Raw genomic sequence first — 20,345 nt, 5'->3', positions numbered from 1 at the left:
TAGTTGAAAATTATGTACTTGCTAATGAACTTATAACATTCAATGAATTTGTTCTTCATAAAAATTAGATTTTGTGTCAAATGATTTATACATTGTCGAACCACCTATGTATATTTTATTCTACAGTATTTATAAAAGAATGTTGGCTATTCATAAGAAATATGATTGGCACAGTTTTTGCTTGTATTACATGTAAGGAAGGGAGATTGTATATAAGGAATCTGTACTCGTAATAGTATAAAACAAGCTACTATTGCATTATTGATCATAGTTGTATTTATAGCGGAACTGTAAATACATATAAATAAGTAGTTTTTTGATTTTAAAATTCAGAATTTTCTTTTAAATTATTAGGGGGCAATGGTATGGTTAAATATTCGAAAATTTCTAAGTGGATTCTTGGTGTTGGACTAGTGACAATAACATGTAATGGTTTGCAAATTCAAGCAGAGACAAAAGAGAAAAATGTGAAGAACGTATTACAAATGGAGCCGGTTGGCATACAGAAATCTGTTGATGAATTGGCGCACCCTTCAAAAGTACAAGAAAATGCATCTTTTACAAAACGGTTAAAGTTAGCGGATTTATCGCAGCGTCCACTAGCACCAACCGATAATATTAAACCGTTAGCTGAAGAAAAAAAGTATTCGATGGCTGAGTTAAATCAATTAAGTAACAAACAATTAACTGATCTTCTTGTGACTATTAAATGGTATCAAATTCCGGAATTATTTCAGTTTAATAGTGATAGTCTTAAATTCTATCAAGATGATAGCCGAATGCAAGCGATTATTAATAAACTAGCAGAACAAGGACAAGCTTATACGAAAGATGACTCAAAAGGGATTGAAACATTAGTAGAAGCGCTACGTGCAGCATTTTATTTAGGTTTTTACCATGATGAATTAAGCAAACTAAATGAGCGTAGCTACCATGATAAATGTTTACCAGCTTTAAAAACAATTGCAAAAAATCCAAATTTCAAACTTGGTACATCAGAACAAAATAAAGTAATTTCATCATATGGAAAATTAATTGGAAATGCATCAGCAGATGTTGAAACGGTTTTATATGCAGGTGAAATTTTTAAACAATATAACGATAATCTTGCAACTTTCATTGAAGACCGAACAAAAGGAGACGCTATATATGAGTTGATGAAGGGAATTGACTTTGATATTCAGACGGATATGTACACGACTGGAAAAGAGCCGAAAGATACGATATGGTATCGAAATATCGATAACTTTATTAATGAAGTAAGTCGTTTCGCACTACTTGGTACTGTATCAGATAAAAATGGATGGTTAATAAATAACGGAATTTACTATGCTGGCCGATTGGGCAAGCTTCATAGCACGCCGACAAAAGGACAACAAGTTGTTACAGATGCAATGCGAATTTATCCATTTTTAGGAGAGCAATACTTTGTTGCGGCAGAACAAATTACTACAAATTATGGAGGAATAGATGCGAACGGAAAAACTGTAAATTTAGATCAAATTCGAGAAGAGGGTAAAAAGAAATATTTACCGAAAACGTATACGTTTGATGATGGAGCAATTGTCTTTAAAGCTGGGGATAAGGTTAGTGAAGAGAAAATTAAGCGACTATACTGGGCAGCGAAAGAAGTACGTTCTCAATTTTATCGTACAGTTGGTAGCGATAAACCACTTGAAAATGGACATGCGGATGATGTGCTAACGATGGTTATTTATAATAGTCCAGATGAGTATCAATTTAATCGTCAACTGTACGGATATGAAACGAATAATGGTGGAATTTATATTGAAGGAACGGGAACTTTCTTTACATATGAACGTACACCAGAGCAAAGTATTTATAGTTTGGAAGAATTGTTCCGCCATGAATTTACACACTACTTACAAGGAAGGTACGAGGTTCAGGGATTATGGGGCCAAGGGGAAATGTATCAAAATGAACGTTTAACATGGTTTGAAGAAGGAAATGCAGAGTTCTTTGCAGGTTCAACGCGATTAAATAGTGTAGTACCGCGAAAAAGTATAATTGGTGGGTTATCTAATGATCCTGCAAAACGCTATACAGCATCACAAACATTAAATGCGAAATATGGAACGTGGGATTTTTATAACTATTCGTTTGCATTGCAATCATATATGTATAATAAACGTCCTGAAATGTTCGATAAAGTGCATGATTTAATTCGTGCAAATGATGTTTCAAGTTACGACGCATACCGTTCTGCATTAAGCAAAGATAATAACTTAAATGAAGAATATCAATCTTATATGCAAATGCTTATAGATAATCGCGATAAGTATACAATCCCACAAGTATCAGATGAGTACTTAGCGCAGCATGATCCAAAATCGCTTTCGGACATTACTTCAGATATTACGAATGAAGCAAAGTTAAAAGGTGTGAAAGTAACAAAGAATAAATCACAATTCTTTAATACATTTACACTACAGGGGACATATACTGGAAGTTCAGCAAAAGGAGAGATTGAGGATTGGAAAGTAATGAATGAAGCAACAAATGAAATGTTGAAACGTATTTCAGGAAAAGAGTGGACTGGATATAAAACATTGACTGCTTATTTTATAAATTACCGTGTTAATCATGCTGGACAATTTGAATATGATGTTGTGTTTAGCGGAGTAAATACGGAAGAAGGTACGGCTGTAGAAAAAGAACCAAATAATTCATTTGAAACAGCAAACCCACTATCTTTGAATATTTTGTTAAGAGGAACCTTGAGCGATCAAGATCAGGGAGATAAATTTGTTATTGATGTAAAGGATCAAAAAGATTTACAAATTTCTGTTACGAACGAACAAAATCTGGGACTGAACTGGGTATTATATTCTGAATCAGATCTAAACAATTATGTAGCTTATGCAACAAAACGTGATGGAAACAAATTGCTTGGAAATTATAATGCAAAGCCAGGGAAATATTACTTAAGTGTATATAAGTATGGTGGTGGAACAGGGAATTATACGGTACAAGTAAAGTAGTTTACTATAGTTTGTTTTGAAAGGCTACTTATTGCATTTTTTAGCGAAATAAAGTATTTAATGTTAAACATTAAACTACTTCAATATATCCCTGTTCTAATTATAGAACAGGGATATATTGGCTTTACATTTTTTAATTAAATAAACTCATTGGATTTTGACAAGAAAATAATTAATATAGATTTGAATTCTCATTCGGAAAGTATGTTTTAATCTTCTTAATGCTCTTTCATTTTTGTCTCAATTTTTGTTTTCAAATCAGTGGATACTCGATTGAAATACTCCAAAACGATCTTCCTAATATCATCAGATATACCTTTCAAATCATTAGCTAAATTTTCAGCAAGATATTCTTTTTCTATTGGTTTTAACTGCGTATAAAATTCACCAGCCTGCGTAAAGTCATTCTGTTTCGTTATAGGAGCTCTTTCAAGTTTACCTTCAACATACCTTCCATCACCGCTTGTTATTTGATTAGCAGGTGTCCAATTTTGCTGTTGGTTAATCGCTAATTTTCGAAATTCGGGTCCAATTCTTCTTCTTTGAGAATCGCTATAAATGTTAGCACGCCCTTGCAACATTTTATCATCAGATAGTTCTGCACCATCTAGTAAATTAGAAGGGGAGAAGGCGACTTTTTCTACTTGTTCCATATAATTTTCAGGGTTTTTATTTAATACCATTTTACCGACTGGTATAAGAGGGTACATCTTTTCATCCCATACTTTTGTATCATCTAGCGGATCATAAGAAAGATGTACTTCATCTTTTGGATCCATGAGCTGGACATATAAACCATACTCCACGGATTTACCAGCCTCAATTGCATCATATAAATCTTTCCCACTATAATCCGGATTTTCAGCAGCTAGTTTAGTAGCTTCCTTACTAGTAATGAATTGTACACCTTCAAAAGGATACCAATGATACTTTACGTACTTTCGATTGCCTTCAGCATTTCTCCAAACGTATGTATTTACACTATGTCCTGGGATGTGACGAAGACTTTTTACCGTACCGACATTAGAGTATAAACGGACAACAAAATGAATGGATTCGGGTGCTCTAGCGACAAAATGCCAAAATCTATCCGGATCTATTAAGTTATTTTTAGGTGAAGGCAACAACGCTTTAATCGTTTCAGGGAAACGCATCGGATCACGAACGGAAAAGACAGGAATGTGATTACATAAAAGATCGAAAACGCCTTCTTTTGTATAAAATTTTGTGGAAAATCCGCGTACATTTCTAGAAGTATCTGGTGTTCCTTTCGTACTAACAGCTAACGAAAACCGTACCATAACAGGAACTTTCTCATTAGAATGTTGTAAAAAACTTAGCTTTGTATGTGCAGACATCGGATAGATCGTTTGAAAATAACCGAATGCCCCAAAACCTTTTACATGAACAGGTCTTTCTACAATTTTTTCATGTATAAATTCTTGTAACGTTTCATGCAGTACACTATCTTGCTTGAGAACAGGTCCACGTGAACCGACTGTTTGAGAGTGAAGTGTAGCTTGTTCATTAAGTTCTCGATTTTGATTAAGGTCTTCTCCTAATAAGGGTTGCCTCTTTTTATTATATTTTTCATTCATCGATATAGCCTCCAAATTTTTTCTTCGATTGTTACTAAATATGATTCTATAGCCTTGATTATGTATTACATACAAAGTTCAAAGTAGTAACATACCGCTAGATGAAAAAAACGCATATAGAGTGGACCTGTTGAAATAGAAGAAATTATGGAAAAATGAATATCGGAAAGAGAAAACACACTATTAAAATTTTAATCTTAAAAATTAATTGATAAATAACTTTATAGATAATGGTCATTAAAAAAATAGTAAAAATAACTAGGAGGAAATGAACATGTCGGATTGGTTTCAATTAGATAAAGAATATATGATGCCTACGTATTGCCGTACGGAGGTTGCAATAGAAAGAGGAGAAGGTTGTCAACTGTATGATGTGAATGGAAAAGAGTATTTAGATATGTTTTCTGGCGTAGGAGTAAATGTATTAGGATACAATCATCCTAAAATTGTGCAAACGACAATGGAGCAAGTTACGAAATCGTTGCATCTTCCATTTCACTTTTTAAACCCAGTTGCGATTGAGTATGCAAAGAAATTAGTTGAGTACTCTTTAAAAAACGGCAAAGTATTTTTTACAAACTCTGGTACGGAAGCGACAGAAACAACGTTGAAATTAATTGATAAATATAGATCTATTACGAATGAAGAGCGAGAAGGTGTCGTTGTGCTCAAAGGTAGTTTCCACGGGCGAACGTTAGGGGCACTTCATTTTACGAGACAAGAAAATGTATATCAAAGTTTCCCTAAAACATCTATTCCTGTATACGAAGTAGAGCGTGAGAATATAGAGCAATTAGAAGAAACAATTTTAAATGAAAAGCCTATTGCAATTATGTTAGAGCCTGTATTAGGAAGTGGCGGGATATATCCTTTATCAAGTGAATATTTATATGGTGTTCAACATCTTTGTGACAAGTATAATGTGCTGCTTATCGTTGATGAAGTACAAAGTGGTATGGGTAGAACGGGGAAATTGTTCGCTTATCAAAATTCTAATATTACACCGGATATTATTCAAATTGGTAAAGGCGCAGGAGGAGGGATACCGCTAGGGGGAATTATTGTAGGTGAAAAGCTATGCGATGTATTTTCACCAGGAGATCATGGCACTACATTTGCTCATTCATCAATGGGAACAGCTTTAGGTTTAACGGTATTAAATACATTACTTGATGATGGGTTAATGCAAGAAGCTTATGAAACGTCACTATATTTGAATGATAAACTGCAAGACATTCAGAAAGAAAATTCTTATTATATTCAGGAAGTTCGTCATGTGGGGATGATGTTTGGGATAAGTGTGAATGACACGAATGAAAATGTGAAGAAATTACAGATTGAGCTAATGAATAAAGGAATGTTAGTCGATGTAACACAAGGGAATATTATTCGATTACTTCCGCCGTATATTATTACGAAAGAGGAAATTGACGCATTCACTTATGAGTTTATTTCCTGTGTTCATAGCATAGCAGCTACAGCAAGTATTTAAAAAAATATAAAAAAATATAAAAAGCTGAAGAAGGCGCTATTTTAGCGCCTTCTTCAGCTTTTTAAAATAGTAAATTACTTAACATAGAGAGCATCTCATTGGACAAATAATTAATTATGTGAAACAATAATAACAGATAAGGAGACATTAATTTTCCTTAAGTGCTTCGAATTAATTTTATTCAATAAGAGAAGGTGTGCTTAAAGAAGTTAAATTAAACAAGGAGCTGTTTTATTATATGCAACAAAATAATGATTTAAATTTTGAACCTCAAGACGTTAATATTGTCAATCCTAAACAAGCCAGGAAAGCAGTGGTTGCTACTGGTATAGGGAATGCAATGGAGTGGTTTGACTTCGGATTATACGCGTATTTAGCGGTAATTTTAAGTCAATTATTCTTCTCAGGTGTTAATAATAGCGGTTTGCAGCTTGTACTTACATTTGGTACATTTGCAGCGGCCTTTCTCGTTCGACCAATCGGAGGTGTATTCTTTGGTAGAATAGGAGATAAGTATGGCCGAAAAATCGTATTAAGTACTACTATTATTTTAATGGCACTTTCTACATTATTCATCGCATTACTACCAACCTATGAACAAATTGGTGTATGGGCACCAATACTACTTTTAGTTGCCCGAATGATTCAAGGCTTCTCTACAGGCGGCGAATATTCAGGAGCAATGGTTTATATCGCAGAATCTTCTCCAGATAAAAAGCGTGGTATACTCGGTAGTGGTCTTGAAATTGGAACACTCTCAGGTTACATTGCTGCTTCGGTAATTGTTACCATTTTAACGTTATTGTTAACAGATGAGCAAATGCTCAGCTGGGGCTGGCGTATTCCTTTCTTAATAGCTGCACCAATAGGCTTGGTCGGTTTATATTTACGCCGTCATTTAGATGAATCTCCCATCTTTGAAGAGATGGAAAAAGCACAAGAGGAATCTGAAGACAATGAACAATTTTCATTTATGGATATTATTAAATATCACAAAAAAGACTTCTTATTAAGCACAGTAATTGTCGCCTTCTTTAATATTACGAATTATATGATTCTTTCGTATATTCCTTCTTATTTAACTCAAGTACTTAAAGTCAAAGAAACAACTGGCTTATTAATTATTTCAATTACGATGGCACTTATGATTCCATTAGCACTTTATTTCGGTAAATTAAGTGATAAAATTGGTAATAAACGCGTCGTGCAAATTGGTTTACTTGGTTTAAGCGTATTTGCAATTCCAGCATTTTTACTAATAGGTAACGGACATATTGCAGCTATATTTGCAGGTATTTTCGTATTAGGTTTCTTCCTAAGTGTGTATGAAGGAACACTACCTTCGTTATTACCATCACTCTTTTTCACCGATGTACGTTATCGAGCACTCTCGATCTCCTTTAATATTTCTGTATCTATATTCGGTGGAACAACACCGCTCGTATGTTCATACTTAGTTCATGCAACCGGTAATCCGCTCGCACCAGCATTTTATTTAGCAGGTGTAAGTATAATTGGATTAGTCGTATTTAGTGTACTATTCGTTACAACATCAGGACGTGCGCTAAAAGGTTCATATCCTACAGTAGAATCGAAAAAAGAAGCACGCCAAATTGCTAAAGAGGATCCGGAAGAAACACTTTGGTGGCATGAAGAATCTTTAGAAATTGAAGCAGGAAAAAAAGCATAATTTGTGAAAAGCAACGTGGACTTTTACAAAAAGACTCCTAGTTTAATGAAGTGCACCCCAATTGTTAGACACATAATTAACAATTGGAGGTGCATTTTTTATGGCTAAATTTTCTTCAAAAGATAAAATACAAGCAGTAAAACGATATCTAGAAGGTACGGAAGGCGGAAAAACCATTGCTAATTCTATAGGGGTTTATCCTAGAGAACTTTATCAATGGATTAAACGGTTTGAATTTTCAGGGGAAAAGGCGTTTGAAAAACGCTATACAACTTACTCTCTCGAGTATAAACTAGATGTAATTCATTATATGAATGAAAATGGGACATCTCTGAGAGAAACAGCTGCTTTTTTTAATATTCCTTCTTGCGAAACACTCCGAAAATGGAAAGTAGCATATGAAACAGAAGGATTAGATGCCCTAAAATCAAAGAAAAAGGGGCGTCTAACCATGGCCAAAGAAAAAGCTAAGCTACAACATTTAAAACAAAACGAAGTATCTCTTGAAGGTTCTATAGAAGCGCTACAAGCAGAGAATGAACGTCTGCGTATGGAAAATGACTATTTAAAAAAGTTGAATGCCTTAGTTCAAAAGAAGAAAACATCACAGACCAAGACAAAGCGCAATTGATTTATGAATTAAGGCATAAATACAAGGTCGTTGACCTTGTGAAAGTCGCTAATATCGCTCGTAGTACGTACTATTACTGGATGAAACAAGCGAAACGTCCAGATAAATATAAGAAAGTTAAAGAATTAATTAAAGAGATCTTTAGTGAGAATTTTGGGAGGTATGGTTATCGTCGTATTACATTGGAATTACGTAATCGAGGCCATGCATTAAATCATAAAACCGTTCGACGTTTAATGAATATCCTGGGATTAAAATGTCTTGTTCGATTAAAAAAATATCGTTCATATAAAGGGACTGTCGGGAAATTCGCTCCTAATATTTTAAAACGTAATTTTCACGCATCAAAACCAAATGAAAAATGGGTAACAGATGTGACGGAGTTCCACTTACATGGTAAAAAACTATATCTATCACCCATTTTAGACTTATATAACGGAGAAATTATAGCTTACAATATAGAACATAGACCTGCCTATTCCCTTGTTTCTAAAATGTTGAATAAGGCGTTTCAACGTTTGAATGATAAGGAAACTCCTATTTTACACTCGGATCAAGGTTGGCATTATCAAATGCGACAATATCATCAGTCGCTTAAAAAACATAACGTTATCCAAAGTATGTCCCGTAAGGGAAATTGCTTAGATAATGCAGTCATGGAAAATTTCTTTGGCTTATTAAAGTCTGAATTACTTTATCTTAAAGAGTTTGAAAGTATGGAACAATTTAAGCAAGAACTAGAAACTTATATTCATTACTACAATCACAAAAGAATTAAAACAAAACTAAAAGGATTGTCCCCTGTGCAATACAGAGTTCAATCCTTAGTAGCTGCTTAATATATTTGTCTAATTTTTTGGGTTCAGTTCATTAATAGGAGTCTTTTTGTATACATCATTTTTTCTTTTTCTTCAAACTCTTCTCATACGCATAAAGCTTATGAACCTCTTCTTTAAATTCATTCAGAAGTACAACGTTTTCACCATTTGAATAACGTACTGCATTATACGCATCTATAATAATATGCCTCTGAATATGTATACCTTCATCATCATGAATTCTTTCTAACCATACTTCAACTGTTTCTCCTCGTTCCCGGTTTAAAGGAGGGGATAATTTACTTTCCAGCTTGAAAATTTCTTTTCGAATTTCATTATGTGGTGGTTTATTTCGCTTCATTCGTTTTTGGCTCATACCTTCTTTATCAGTAATGATTGTAGATTCGAAGAATGGTATATTTGGTAAACTTAAATGTTTTCGATGTTTTATTATTTTCCAAACGATATAAATGGTGATGGTGGTACAGACTATTATGGTTATGCTATTTATAAGAGTTGGATCAAAAGGAAGTGGCTCCAGATCATCTTTAATAGTAGGATCTTTTAGATTCCCTTTATTCGACCAAAAATCATCTGTTTCTTTTAATGCAGCTGCCGAAAACAACGGATTGATAGCGTATCCGAATCCTAACGCAACTACTTGAACGATATAAGAAAAAACAAGACGAATATAAGGGAATACCGGAATAAGTAAAGCACTAATTGTTCCAATGGCAATAATAGAAGTGAAACGTAATAGCTGTTGATTACGATTTGAACCTGTTTGCCAAAATGTAATCATAATGTGTAAAACTAATAATAACAATTTCCATAACGGTGGAAAAGGGGCATGAAATATAGCTGAAAATACAAACCATAAAATACCGCTTAACGACTTTTGCACCGGATACCCAGGTCCAATTGCATGTACGATAAAGAAGAAAAGCGGTAACATAATTGTGCCAAAAAGAGAAAAAGGTAGGATGAAAGAACAACCGACTATTTGAGCAACTAACAGTATTACAAATCCTGTTGTTTTTTTCTTCATTAATTTATTAATAAGAAGTACTCCTACATAACCGGTCGCTAAAAATATAGCAATACCAACTATTTCGTCTCTTTCCGTTAATAACGAAAGGAGAAGCAGCAGAATAAAGTCATTAACGTGATAGAGCCAAGTTTTCAACTGCTTCCACCATCCCTTCAATATTTATGAGAAATGTAGGTTGCGTTAGAAGAGGGAGCTCATTCTTCTGTATACCGATGTAAATCATCGTAGACGAGCGTTCTCTTTTTCTCGTTACATAGTGAAGAAATCCTTGTTTTGGAAGAAGTGTACTATCATCTGAAATACGTGCCAATTCCTCTAATGCCTTCCCATAATGCATTTGTCCTTCGTTTAATGGTAAGTGCAGAGGGCCACCTTCTGCTAATACACTAATAAACAATTCAAACGGAATTTGCTGCTTCGTTGCGTACTGGCAAATATATGTTGCATATGAAATAAGTTCTTCTACATTATCTCTCCAACCAAACCCGCGATTAGCAGCTAAAGATAGACAAATTGTCCAGCTATAATTTTTTACTGGTTCATATTGCTTTGCTTGTAATTCCTGCATTTTAGCAGATGCTTTCCAATGAATAGAGCGGAATGATTCACGTTCATATCGTTTCACACCGATAATAGATGTTTCATCATTGTAAAAAGAAAAATTTGTTCGATATGAACCATTTAATAGTTGCTGAAGTTCTTGCAAGCCTGCTACTTCTTTAGGAGAAGGATACACAATAATTTCGGTCTTTAATTTATCAAAAACAGGTAAATGTACATTCAATTGATGAAATGGATCTTTTAATACACATTCGAACTGTTCAATTTGAAACACACCACGCTTCGTCGCAGTTAATGTTAAATCCCATTTTTGCGCTGAATGTGCAGGTTGTGAAAATGGAAAGGAGAATAATGTCTTTGAAATTTGTTCAATTCCTTGATCTTTATGCGGTATAAGAGATGAATGTAAATGAAAATAACAAACCCCATTCACGAGTGGTATGCTTGCTCCATTTTTTAAATGAATAAAAAATTGTCCAGTTTCATCAGGAAATAGCCGAGTCGTCTGTTTCTCATTTATAACTTGAAACTTTTTCTCTATGAAAGCGACGTATTTATAAATGAAAATCGCAAATAAATAATAGAAGAAAAAGAGAAACATAAACATTCGTTGCGGGAAAAAGAATGTGAAAAGTAACGCGACTGGCACAGTTAATTGAATAATATGAAGCTGGAAAAATAAAGGTACAGTTACAACGCGTTGACCATTCATGCTTGTTCAATCTCCACAGGTACATCAACTTTTTTTAAAATCCTTTGCATAATTTCATTCTTTGTCGTGCGTAATGCACCTTCCATTGATAAGACGATACGGTGATTCCAAACAGAAGGAACTAAAAATTGAATATCTTCAGGCGTACAATATTCTCTGCCACGTAAAAAGGCTAATGCTTGAACTGCGCGCACTAAAGCTAAAGTGGCACGTGGGCTTACACCGTTAGCAATGTAATCGTGATTTCGAGTAGCTTGCGCAAGTTTAATTATGTAATGTTCTAACGGTTCTGATACGAAAATTTCTTTTACTTGTTTCTGCGCTTCTAAAATGTCTTCTAAAGAGATAACAGATGTAACACTTTCTAATGGTGTATCGTTACGAAAACGTCGCATCATTTGTAACTCATCTTCTGGGGCCGGATAACCAATTGCAATTGTCATTAAAAAGCGATCGAGCTGTGCATCAGGAAGAGGGAAAGTTCCTTGTGATTCAATTGGATTTTGCGTCGCAATAACAAAGAACGGTTTCGGAAGAGGAGTAGACTGTTTTTCAAGCGTTACTTGTCGTTCTTCCATTGATTCTAACAAACTAGACTGTGTTCTCGGCATTGCACGGTTAATTTCATCTGCTAGTAAAATGTTCGTCATAACTGGTCCAAGTCTTAATTCGAATTCACTCGTTTTCGGATTGAAATATTCAATACCTGTTACATCACTCGGAAGTACATCAGGGGTAAATTGAACACGAGAGAAATTACCACCAATACTTTTTGAAATTGTTTTCGCCAGCAACGTTTTCCCGGTACCAGGCACGTCTTCAAGCAGTACATGTCCATCAGCAAGTAGAGAAACGAGTAGTAGATCAATAACATTTTCTTTACCAACAAACACACACCCTATATTTTCTTTTAATGTATGAATCATATGTATCATTCCTTTCATTATAAAAGAGTTAATGTTTCTATATTTTAACAAATTATTCTGAAAATAGGTATGATTTTTCAATTTAAAGAAATGGATATTTAATTATTAAATTATACTTGTATATTTTGGAATATGATTATGCAATATCGTTATACGATGTATCGTTAATCGATATATCATAAGACGATGTATCGGAGGTAGGTATAATGAATGCAAAAGCACAAAAATATATTCCGTTAACAGAGGCGACGTATTACATACTTTTGTCATTAGTGAAACCAATGCACGGATATGGAATTATGCAAATGGTGGAAGAGATGACAAAAGGGGAAGTAAGGCTCGGTCCTGGTACTTTATATGGGAATACGACGAAGTTACTAAAAGAGAAGTTAATTGTTGAAGTGGCCTCTACAGATAGAAAGAAGTGCTATGAGTTAACGCCGTTTGGAAGAGAAGTTTTAGAGCTAGAGTATAACAGGTTACAGAGATCTGTAAGAAATGGAAACAGTATATTAGGGGAGTGAATGGAAGATGGGGACAAAGAAGATATTCAAACCTTTCGCGGTATGGAGTTTAGAAAAAGAAGAAGACTTTTTAAGAAAAATGCATCAAAAAGGTTGGGCTTTACAAAAGTATAATGTAATGTATACGTTTAAGAAAACTGAGCCGAAAGATGTAGTATATAAAGCGGATTTTAGATTGGATTATAAAGATTCAAAAGAAAAGCAACAAGAAAATATTGATATATATGAAATGTGTGGATGGAAACATGTAACGAGTTTTGCAAAATGGAATTATTTTTGTAAAGAAGTAGAAGAAGAAAATGAGTTGCCTGATATATATTCAGAAAAGGATACGAGGATACAAAAACTAAATGAGTTATTACTATTCTTTGTAATTGTGTTTGTAACGATAATGCCAACGTTTTACTTATGTTTTCTTGGACCATCAGAATCTAGAATTCCTTATATATTTAAAGGTATGGTAGGGTTTATAGGATGTATGTATTTATATATATTTATTAATATAACTTGGAAGATTAAACAGTTGAAAAAGGAAATATTGTAACAAAGAGTGGAATTATTAAAGAAGGGGGATATGGGAATTATCTTCTTTAATTCTTATATATTTTTTATTTTTGTTCGCTATTTTTTACACAATAAAAATATGTGTATTCAAGGTATAGAACGAACAATTGTAGATGGAGATATCCCGTAACAATACCTAAAAAATCATAAATAAGGAACTACTGATTAACAATATTTTATCCCGCATTAACGGGCAGTAAGACCCCCACCTCAAAATTCAGCGAAAGCAAAAAAGTTAGGTGGGGGATCAACTACCCGTAAAATCCCGATTGGTGAAGGCTAATAATCAGTGGGGGATGAACAAAACCTCCACTGATTAAAGTTTCACTTTATGAGAAAGACTGATTTTGAGCAGGTTTAATAAATTGTTCAGGGTTTTCAACAAGTCCGCATACAGCGCATTGGACTCGGTATGTAGGTCCTTGATAAGCCATATGAAAAGCATTCATCGTTTCATTAGTATACTCTTCTTCTACTTGACCAGTTTGAGGATTTAACTTTACTGGTTTTACTTGTTGCTCAAGAATGTTAAAGCGAGTACGATTTGTTTTACAGCTTGGACAAAGCATTGGTTCCATATGTATACACCTCCATTTGTAGCATTTCTTAAACAGTATAATTTTATGCAAGTAAAAAAACTTTCTCAATATAAATAGGTGTTTAAAGTATTTAAAATTCAGAAAAAATAAAATATAATAAAAGTACGAACTGGTTATGTCCAAACCAAATCTCCTGTTTTATGCCAATAAGCTGGGAGGCCGAGAAATCGGCCTCATTTTTTTATGTTCATTTGTAGGAAGAACAAGGTTTTTTTGTAGTTTTTGTCGAATTTTTAGGGATGAATACAAAAGGGGGATGTAACATGAATTTAAAAATGAAATACATCATTTTATATGTAGAAAAGTTTGAAGAATGTTTAAGATTCTATAAAGATACTTTACAGTTACCTATAAAAGCTGAGCATGGTACATATATTGAATTTAATACTGGATCTACAATATTAGCGATGAATACACGAGAAGACGTGAAAGAATTAACAGGACTACCGCTTACAGAAGGTGAATTACAATCTTCTCACTTCGAATTAGGATTCGTAGTTGAGAATGTACAAGAAACAATTGAGCAATTCAGAGAGCAAGGTATTAAAGTTTTAGTAGAACCAATTGTGAAACCATGGGGACAAACAATTGCCTACATTGCTGATCCAGATGGAAATTATATTGAAATTTGCAGTTCATTAGAATAGAGGGAGAAAAAGAGATGGAATTTCCGAAACTAGAAACAGAACGTTTACTTTTAAGAGAACTTACACTATTAGATGCAGAAATGATGTTCCAATATTTTTCGAAAGAATCTGTTATACGATATTTCGGAATGGATTCTTTCGAAAATATTGAGCAAGCGAAAACAACGATTCAAACGTTTAAAAATCGTTATGAAGAAGGCAATGTGTTTCGCTGGGGAATAGAGAAAAAAGGGACGGACCAATTAATCGGAACGTGCGGATTTCATTTAATTAACAATCATCATAAACGAGCTGAAATTGGTTATGAATTAGATGATATATATTGGGGAAAGGGATATGCATCCGAAGCATTACAAGCCATCTTAACTTACGGATTTGAAAAGCTGCAACTTATAAGAATCGCAGCTGTCGTATATGTAGAAAATAAGGCATCTCAAAAATTGCTAAAAAAAGCAGGGTTTCAAGAAGAGGGATTACTTCGAAAACATATGATTCAAAATGGAGTTGCTCATGATACCATTTTATTTTCTTTATTAAAAGAAGAGTGGAAGAAGCAATGAGTACGAGTGAAATTATAAGTATAATGAAGAAACATAAAGAAAACCGATTCATTATCGGAATAGATGGTTTAAGTCGTTCAGGAAAAACAACATTCGCAACAAAATTAAAAGAAAATATGAAACAAGAAGGCATTCCGTTTCATATTTTCCATATTGATGATCATATAGTGGAGCGTAATAAACGATATCAAACAGGATATGAAGAATGGTATGAGTACTATCATTTACAGTGGGATATTGCATACTTGCGGCAGAAATTTTTTCAAAAGTTACAACATGAAACGAAATTGAAATTGCCTTTCTATTATGATGATACAGATTCATGTGAAATGAAAAAAGTCCAGATCCCTATTGTAGGTGTAATTGTAATTGAAGGAGTTTTTCTACAGCGAAAAGAATGGAGAGATTTCTTTCATTATATGGTGTATTTGGACTGTCCAAGGGAAACAAGGTTTCAGCGTGAAAGCGAAGAGACACAAAAGAAACTTTCAAAGTTTCAAAACAGGTATTGGAAAGCAGAGGAGTATTATTTAGAAATGGAATTGCCGAAGGATAGGGCGGATTTAGTCATACAATGATTCGGAAATAGAAGGGTGAATACAATGAATATTTTGTGGGATTTTGATGGGACGTTATTTGATACGTATCCTGCATATACGAAGATGCTTTCTGAAATATTAGGTGATACAGTAGATGAACAAGAAATATACAAAAACTTGAAAATATCATATTCTCACGCAATTCATTATTATAATATTTCATGTGAGCAGGAAGAAAAGATTAAAATTTTGAAGAAGAAATTTACTCCAAAAGATATGAAGCCTTTTGCTGGTGTCGAAAAGGTTTTGAAATTTGCAGATAAAAATGTAATCATGACCCATAAACATAAAGCAGGGGTTATGGAAATTTTAAAATATTACGGATGGGATAAATACTTCGTCGATATGGTTACAATTGACGATGGTTTCCCTCGAAAACCGAATTCTTTAGCGTATGATCATTTACATAGGAAGTACAATATTGATTTAGCTATTGGAGATAGAGAGTTAGATTTATTACCTGCAAAGGAATTAGGTATTTCAACATGCATGTTTCAAGGGATTTGTGATGTAGCGGACTATTCTTTGGCACATTACTCGGAATTTTTTAAGGTAGTGGTTGATAGAGAGGTTTCTTTATAAATGGTTTGAAAATAACCTTTACTTTTCATACAAAAAGTAGAGGTTATTTTATATGTAGTAGGTTAATTATTTTAGGAAGCTTTTTCAAGAGCTTTATTAGTTTCTTTAAAAGGATTGGCTTTACAGGTTATACATGGTACACCTGCATATATATTAGTAGAAGAAAATTTACTTTCGTTAGTTTCAAATTAAAATAAGATTTTTAATAATGGAGAGGGGTTAAGATATGGACTTTTAAAAAATGTTTAAAAAATATCGAGACGACCATCAACATCCAATGAATAAATTTTTTCACTTTATTGGTATTCCTACAATTATCATTTCTATATTCATTTTATTCGTGAATTGGAAATTAGGGCTATCATTATTTATATTAGGATGGATTTTTCAATTTGTAGGTCATGCAATTGAAGGTAAGAAGCCGACTTTCTTATCAAACCCAGCATATTTGGTAGTAGGTCCAATATATTTTTTAAAAAAAGTATTAAAAAGAAATTAACTCAATAAAAGTGCTATAGGCGGTAAAATAAAACCAAATTATAGTTATTCGTGCTAGTATGAAATCATAGCTATACAGAAGGGGTGGGTTATGATGAAAACCGAAATAGTCCTCAAAAAGAAGTACAGTATAATAAGCTATATATCTTTACTTATTGGAATTTTGTGTTTTTTATTCGTTTTTATAACTCCAACGAGGATAGCGAATGCGGGTAATATAGTGGGAGATTATATTACTATTGCTCTTACAGGCGTAGGTATCATACTTTCAATAATTATAATGACGAAAAAAACAGAGAAGAAGGGGATAGGTATTCTTTCATTCATACTGTCCTCATCATTTTTTATATTTTGGATTATCACGATTATCTTATTGTTTACTGGTCAAATTAATTTCGCACCGTAATGTGCAATAAAAAGAGTCCTTCATGTGAGAAGGACTCTTTTTATTCGGTATCTTCAGGTTGATATTCTAAAATATCTCCTGGTTGACATTCTAATGCTTTACAAATTGCTTCTAAAGTTGAAAATCGAATCGCTTTTGCTTTTCCGTTTTTCAAAATAGAAAGGTTAGCCATTGTAATTCCAACCTTCTCCGAAAGCTCTGTTACACTCATTTTTCTTTTCGCTAACATTACATCAATATTAATTATTATTGCCATATTATTCACCTCAGACCGTTAAATCATTTTCTGATTTTATATTAATAGCATCTTTTAATAGTCTTTGGAGAACGGCAGCAAAGACAGCGATAACCAATGAAGCAAAAATCATAATCATTCCAATAATAATAATGCCCGGGGCGTCATCTCTCTCTGCCACGAGATAGAAAAGCGGCATGCCTAATACATATAATACACTAATTGTTAATGCACTGTTCTTAATATTTTTCAACGCTTTTACAGACAATTTTGAGAATGCGTTGTTTTTGTCAATATAGTTTAACAGCTTAAACGTTTGGTACAGTGCGAAATAGTAAGGTATTGCTGTTGCGTATAAGTTGATAAATACAAGATATTTAATATATGCAATATCAGGATATAATTCTGTAGCGAAATTCCCTATTTTAGGAACTAAAAAAATGCACATAGCAAGAACAGGAATTCCCATAAGAATAACAGCCGTCTTTAAAAAGAGTGTTGATCCTTGTTTCATAAAAAGCACCTCATTTAATTATTATCTATATAATTTAACATGTAATTTATTGTTTAACAATAAACTTTTATTTAATTTAATCGTGTTTTTATTGATAAACAAATTTTTATATGATGAAGAGAATAATGACACTTTAATAGTAGAGAATATAGGGCTGTGACATATAACATTATTTAATTAATGAACGAAAGTGACGGTAATTGTTGTTAGCTTTATGACAATAGGGAACTAATAAAAAAGAACATATATAAGTTTGTATAAACGTAATGGAAAATTGGATCTTGTATATAAAAGAATGTGAAGTTTATGGAGGAACAAAAATGATGAAATTGAGTAAAAAAGTGAAGGGGATATTATTAGTATCAACTGTAACATTAAGTGTATTAAGTACTGAAAGCATGATGAATTATCAGGCGGCCGAAGCTAAGGTGAAACAAGTAGAACATCAACCAAAAAATATAATTATGATGGTTATGGATGGAACGAGCTCTTCAGCAACAACGTTAGCTCGCTTGTATAAAGGGGCACCGCTTGCATTAGATGAAATCATAACGGGAGGTGTTCGCACATATTCAGCAGAATCCGCTATTACAGACTCAGCCCCAGCAGCTACAGCTTTAGCAACAGGGAATAAATCAAATTCAGGATATGTAGGTGTATTGCCATCTATTGTGAATTCACCTAGCTTAAAACCAATTAAAGAAGAGGAGAAGCTGCGGCCAGTTGCGAACGTTCTAGAAGGTGCAAAGCGCTCTGGTCGCGCAACTGGAATTGTTGCTACATCTGAAATTCAACATGCTACTCCTGCTGGGTTCTCTGCCCATCATGCTAACCGCAAGCATTTTGACATAATTGCGAAGCAGCAAGTGTATCAAAATATAGATGTCGTATTAGGCGGGGGAAAAGCAGCACTACAGCCTGTGAAAAGAAATGGAATCCGTAAAGATGGTGAAGATTTAGTTAAAGTGATTCAAGATAAAGGATACGACTTAGTTGAAACAAAAGATGCATTATTGAACTCTAAATCTGATAAAATTTGGGGCTCTTTCTCACATAATGCCCTTGCGTTCGATATGGATCGTGAAGTAACAAATCCAGAGCAACCAACACTTTCTCAAATGACGGAAAAAGCAATTCAAACATTATCAAAAGATAAAGATGGCTTCTTTTTATTTGTAGAAGGAAGTAAGCCAGATTGGGCAGCCCATGCGAATGATCCAATTGGGATTATTAGTGATGTATTGGCATTTGATAATGCGGTTGCAGAAGCATTAAAATTTGCGAAGAAAGACGGTAATACGATGCTCATTGCTGTAGCTGACCATGGCAACAGTGGTATCTCTATTGGCAATATGAATACGACAAAGGGATATAATACTACACCTGTATCTGCATACATTGCCCCATTGAAAAAGGCGAAAATGACACTTGAAGGGACTACAAATAAACTGAAATCTGATTTATCAAATGTAGAAGGTGTAGCTAAACTATACGGTTTGGACAATCTAACTCATGATGAAAAAGAAAAGTTAAAAGCGGCAAAAAAGAAAATGGATGTAGGTCGAATCCTTACTACGTTATTGGCTAATCGTGCAAATATTGGCTTTACGACAGGAGGACATACAGGTGAGGATGTATTCTTATACTCTTATGGACCACAAAAACCAGAAGGCTTAATCCAAAATATAGACATTGCGAAGACGATGGCGAAAGCAATGGGCTTTAACTTAGAAGAAGTAACAAATAAAATATTTTTAGAGAGTGAACAAGCCTTTAAGAGAATTGGTGCCACTGTATCAATCGACAAAACCGATGTAGCAAACCCAGTGCTCGTAGTAAATCATAATAAAGTGGAAGCTCAATTAAGTGTTAATAAAAATATAATTCGTATTAATGATAAAGAGTATGAATTAGAAAGTATTATTGTAGAGAGTAATGGGAAGTTCTATGTACCGGAAGAAGCAATTCAATTATTTGTAAAGCATTCTCGTTAAAAAATTGCCAACTAGTTAACCTTGCTAAGCTAACTGGTTGGCAATTTTTTGTGTTTTGTCCTGTAAATAGTGATGTTTGGATTCTGCCGCAAAGTTTTCCAGAAGAGACTTATAAAAACAAGAAAGGAAAAAAATGCTTCTC

Annotated in this window: 20 protein-coding genes; 13 read left to right on the top strand and 7 right to left on the bottom strand. The window is 33.7% G+C overall.

Translation table 11 applies throughout. The features are described 5' to 3' along the window. The first annotated feature begins 365 nt into the window (after positions 1 to 365). On the top strand, positions 366 to 3,002 hold the full coding sequence (colA, locus tag ACUN26_RS11810; protein WP_000241876.1) for a collagenase ColA: 2,637 nt from the start codon (positions 366 to 368) through the stop codon (positions 3,000 to 3,002). A 218-nt stretch (positions 3,003 to 3,220) separates the two neighbouring features. On the opposite strand, the gene ACUN26_RS11805 is transcribed toward colA, so the two are convergent. Beyond that, a complete protein-coding gene (locus ACUN26_RS11805; RefSeq protein WP_001003627.1) occupies positions 3,221 to 4,600 on the bottom strand; it encodes a catalase in 1,380 nt (459 codons plus the stop codon). A 274-nt stretch (positions 4,601 to 4,874) separates the two neighbouring features. On the opposite strand from ACUN26_RS11805, the gene ACUN26_RS11800 reads away from it, so the two are divergent. The 3 genes from ACUN26_RS11800 to ACUN26_RS11790 all read left to right on the top strand — a co-directional run bounded on the left by ACUN26_RS11800 (position 4,875) and on the right by ACUN26_RS11790 (position 9,252). Then, on the top strand, positions 4,875 to 6,092 hold the full coding sequence (locus ACUN26_RS11800) for an aspartate aminotransferase family protein (RefSeq protein WP_001286451.1): 1,218 nt from the start codon (positions 4,875 to 4,877) through the stop codon (positions 6,090 to 6,092). 238 nt (positions 6,093 to 6,330) lie between these two features. Further along, positions 6,331 to 7,782, top strand: coding sequence for an MFS transporter (locus ACUN26_RS11795; protein WP_001186948.1), 1,452 nt, complete (start codon positions 6,331 to 6,333; stop codon positions 7,780 to 7,782). Positions 7,783 to 7,882: 100 nt separating this feature from the next. Continuing rightward, positions 7,883 to 9,252, top strand: a protein-coding gene (locus ACUN26_RS11790) for an IS3-like element ISBth167 family transposase (protein WP_087945508.1) whose coding sequence is annotated in 2 segments (ribosomal slippage) — positions 7,883 to 8,348 and positions 8,348 to 9,252 — 1,371 coding nt in all. Because the reading frame shifts where the segments join, the coding sequence is not laid out codon by codon here. Positions 9,253 to 9,307: 55 nt separating this feature from the next. Here the strand turns inward: ACUN26_RS11790 and ACUN26_RS11785 are convergent. Genes ACUN26_RS11785 through ACUN26_RS11775 form a run of 3 tightly spaced genes read right to left on the bottom strand, consistent with a single transcriptional unit; the run spans position 9,308 to position 12,499 of the window. Continuing rightward, a complete protein-coding gene (locus ACUN26_RS11785; protein WP_445540879.1) occupies positions 9,308 to 10,417 on the bottom strand; it encodes a DUF4018 domain-containing protein in 1,110 nt (369 codons plus the stop codon). Beyond that, on the bottom strand, positions 10,392 to 11,555 hold the full coding sequence (locus tag ACUN26_RS11780; protein ID WP_001014405.1) for a DUF58 domain-containing protein: 1,164 nt from the start codon (positions 11,553 to 11,555) through the stop codon (positions 10,392 to 10,394). Before ACUN26_RS11780 ends, ACUN26_RS11785 begins: the two co-directional genes overlap by 26 nt. Continuing rightward, the gene (locus ACUN26_RS11775) at positions 11,552 to 12,499 is read right to left on the bottom strand and encodes an AAA family ATPase (protein WP_002038955.1); all 948 of its coding nucleotides are present in this window, start codon (positions 12,497 to 12,499) and stop codon (positions 11,552 to 11,554) included. Before ACUN26_RS11775 ends, ACUN26_RS11780 begins: the two co-directional genes overlap by 4 nt. 188 nt (positions 12,500 to 12,687) lie before the next feature. Here ACUN26_RS11775 and ACUN26_RS11770 point away from each other — a divergent pair, with 188 nt between their 5' ends. Both ACUN26_RS11770 and ACUN26_RS11765 read left to right on the top strand, forming a co-directional pair. Then, on the top strand, positions 12,688 to 13,005 hold the full coding sequence (locus tag ACUN26_RS11770; protein ID WP_000991888.1) for a PadR family transcriptional regulator: 318 nt from the start codon (positions 12,688 to 12,690) through the stop codon (positions 13,003 to 13,005). 7 nt (positions 13,006 to 13,012) lie between these two features. After that, positions 13,013 to 13,549 (top strand): DUF2812 domain-containing protein, encoded by a 537-nt coding sequence (locus ACUN26_RS11765; protein ID WP_000536846.1) that lies wholly within the window; start codon positions 13,013 to 13,015, stop codon positions 13,547 to 13,549. Positions 13,550 to 13,898: 349 nt separating this feature from the next. Here ACUN26_RS11765 and ACUN26_RS11760 read toward each other — a convergent pair whose 3' ends face one another. Then, positions 13,899 to 14,147, bottom strand: a complete 249-nt coding sequence (locus tag ACUN26_RS11760) for a hypothetical protein (RefSeq protein WP_000433610.1) — start codon at positions 14,145 to 14,147, stop codon at positions 13,899 to 13,901. Positions 14,148 to 14,431: 284 nt separating this feature from the next. Between ACUN26_RS11760 and ACUN26_RS11755 the strand changes: the two genes are divergently transcribed. The 6 genes from ACUN26_RS11755 to ACUN26_RS11730 all read left to right on the top strand — a co-directional run bounded on the left by ACUN26_RS11755 (position 14,432) and on the right by ACUN26_RS11730 (position 17,460). Next, positions 14,432 to 14,815, top strand: a complete 384-nt coding sequence (locus ACUN26_RS11755; RefSeq protein ID WP_001049858.1) for a VOC family protein — start codon at positions 14,432 to 14,434, stop codon at positions 14,813 to 14,815. 14 nt (positions 14,816 to 14,829) lie between these two features. Beyond that, positions 14,830 to 15,375 carry a GNAT family N-acetyltransferase gene (locus ACUN26_RS11750; RefSeq protein WP_000395622.1) on the top strand — a complete coding sequence of 182 codons (546 nt, stop codon included), beginning with the start codon at positions 14,830 to 14,832 and terminating at the stop codon, positions 15,373 to 15,375. Next, a complete protein-coding gene (locus ACUN26_RS11745) occupies positions 15,372 to 15,953 on the top strand; it encodes a kinase (RefSeq protein ID WP_000107735.1) in 582 nt (193 codons plus the stop codon). The genes ACUN26_RS11750 and ACUN26_RS11745 overlap by 4 nt, the downstream gene beginning before the upstream one ends. 24 nt (positions 15,954 to 15,977) lie before the next feature. Further along, positions 15,978 to 16,556 (top strand): HAD-IA family hydrolase, encoded by a 579-nt coding sequence (locus ACUN26_RS11740; protein ID WP_001024225.1) that lies wholly within the window; start codon positions 15,978 to 15,980, stop codon positions 16,554 to 16,556. Positions 16,557 to 16,797: 241 nt separating this feature from the next. Beyond that, the gene (locus ACUN26_RS11735) at positions 16,798 to 17,055 is read left to right on the top strand and encodes an Mpo1-like protein (RefSeq protein WP_000475332.1); all 258 of its coding nucleotides are present in this window, start codon (positions 16,798 to 16,800) and stop codon (positions 17,053 to 17,055) included. 93 nt (positions 17,056 to 17,148) lie between these two features. After that, the gene (locus ACUN26_RS11730) at positions 17,149 to 17,460 is read left to right on the top strand and encodes a hypothetical protein (RefSeq protein ID WP_000845545.1); all 312 of its coding nucleotides are present in this window, start codon (positions 17,149 to 17,151) and stop codon (positions 17,458 to 17,460) included. Positions 17,461 to 17,500: 40 nt separating this feature from the next. On the opposite strand, the gene ACUN26_RS11725 is transcribed toward ACUN26_RS11730, so the two are convergent. Together ACUN26_RS11725 and ACUN26_RS11720 are read right to left on the bottom strand one after the other, a co-directional pair. Further along, entirely contained in the window at positions 17,501 to 17,716 is a 216-nt protein-coding gene (locus ACUN26_RS11725; RefSeq protein ID WP_000974611.1) for a helix-turn-helix domain-containing protein, read from the bottom strand. Between the two features lie 10 nt (positions 17,717 to 17,726). Then, complete coding sequence (locus ACUN26_RS11720) at positions 17,727 to 18,209, bottom strand: DUF2975 domain-containing protein (protein WP_000809103.1); 483 nt, start codon at positions 18,207 to 18,209, stop codon at positions 17,727 to 17,729. Between the two features lie 320 nt (positions 18,210 to 18,529). Here ACUN26_RS11720 and ACUN26_RS11715 point away from each other — a divergent pair, with 320 nt between their 5' ends. Then, positions 18,530 to 20,203, top strand: a complete 1,674-nt coding sequence (locus ACUN26_RS11715) for an alkaline phosphatase (protein WP_000977075.1) — start codon at positions 18,530 to 18,532, stop codon at positions 20,201 to 20,203. The last annotated feature ends 142 nt before the right edge of the window (positions 20,204 to 20,345 follow it).

It is taken from the genome of Bacillus sp. WC2503 (genome assembly GCF_052682895.1).
The sequence above is the reverse complement of the archived record's forward strand: the minus strand, read 5'-3'. Positions and strand labels throughout refer to the sequence as shown.

Excerpts from the sequence above, each read along its gene's own strand:
- ACUN26_RS11775 (WP_002038955.1), bottom strand. The coding sequence starts at position 12,499 with ATGAAAGGAATGATACATATGATTCATACATTAAAAGAAAATATAGGG.
- ACUN26_RS11715 (WP_000977075.1), top strand. The coding sequence starts at position 18,530 with ATGATGAAATTGAGTAAAAAAGTGAAGGGGATATTATTAGTATCAACT.
- ACUN26_RS11745 (WP_000107735.1), top strand. The coding sequence starts at position 15,372 with ATGAGTACGAGTGAAATTATAAGTATAATGAAGAAACATAAAGAAAAC.
- ACUN26_RS11765 (WP_000536846.1), top strand. The coding sequence starts at position 13,013 with ATGGGGACAAAGAAGATATTCAAACCTTTCGCGGTATGGAGTTTAGAA.
- ACUN26_RS11740 (WP_001024225.1), top strand. The coding sequence starts at position 15,978 with ATGAATATTTTGTGGGATTTTGATGGGACGTTATTTGATACGTATCCT.
- ACUN26_RS11735 (WP_000475332.1), top strand. The coding sequence starts at position 16,798 with ATGTTTAAAAAATATCGAGACGACCATCAACATCCAATGAATAAATTT.
- ACUN26_RS11805 (WP_001003627.1), bottom strand. The coding sequence starts at position 4,600 with ATGAATGAAAAATATAATAAAAAGAGGCAACCCTTATTAGGAGAAGAC.
- ACUN26_RS11795 (WP_001186948.1), top strand. The coding sequence starts at position 6,331 with ATGCAACAAAATAATGATTTAAATTTTGAACCTCAAGACGTTAATATT.
- ACUN26_RS11800 (WP_001286451.1), top strand. The coding sequence starts at position 4,875 with ATGTCGGATTGGTTTCAATTAGATAAAGAATATATGATGCCTACGTAT.
- ACUN26_RS11770 (WP_000991888.1), top strand. The coding sequence starts at position 12,688 with ATGAATGCAAAAGCACAAAAATATATTCCGTTAACAGAGGCGACGTAT.
- ACUN26_RS11760 (WP_000433610.1), bottom strand. The coding sequence starts at position 14,147 with ATGGAACCAATGCTTTGTCCAAGCTGTAAAACAAATCGTACTCGCTTT.
- colA (WP_000241876.1), top strand. The coding sequence starts at position 366 with ATGGTTAAATATTCGAAAATTTCTAAGTGGATTCTTGGTGTTGGACTA.
- ACUN26_RS11780 (WP_001014405.1), bottom strand. The coding sequence starts at position 11,555 with ATGAATGGTCAACGCGTTGTAACTGTACCTTTATTTTTCCAGCTTCAT.
- ACUN26_RS11730 (WP_000845545.1), top strand. The coding sequence starts at position 17,149 with ATGAAAACCGAAATAGTCCTCAAAAAGAAGTACAGTATAATAAGCTAT.
- ACUN26_RS11720 (WP_000809103.1), bottom strand. The coding sequence starts at position 18,209 with ATGAAACAAGGATCAACACTCTTTTTAAAGACGGCTGTTATTCTTATG.
- ACUN26_RS11750 (WP_000395622.1), top strand. The coding sequence starts at position 14,830 with ATGGAATTTCCGAAACTAGAAACAGAACGTTTACTTTTAAGAGAACTT.
- ACUN26_RS11725 (WP_000974611.1), bottom strand. The coding sequence starts at position 17,716 with ATGGCAATAATAATTAATATTGATGTAATGTTAGCGAAAAGAAAAATG.
- ACUN26_RS11755 (WP_001049858.1), top strand. The coding sequence starts at position 14,432 with ATGAATTTAAAAATGAAATACATCATTTTATATGTAGAAAAGTTTGAA.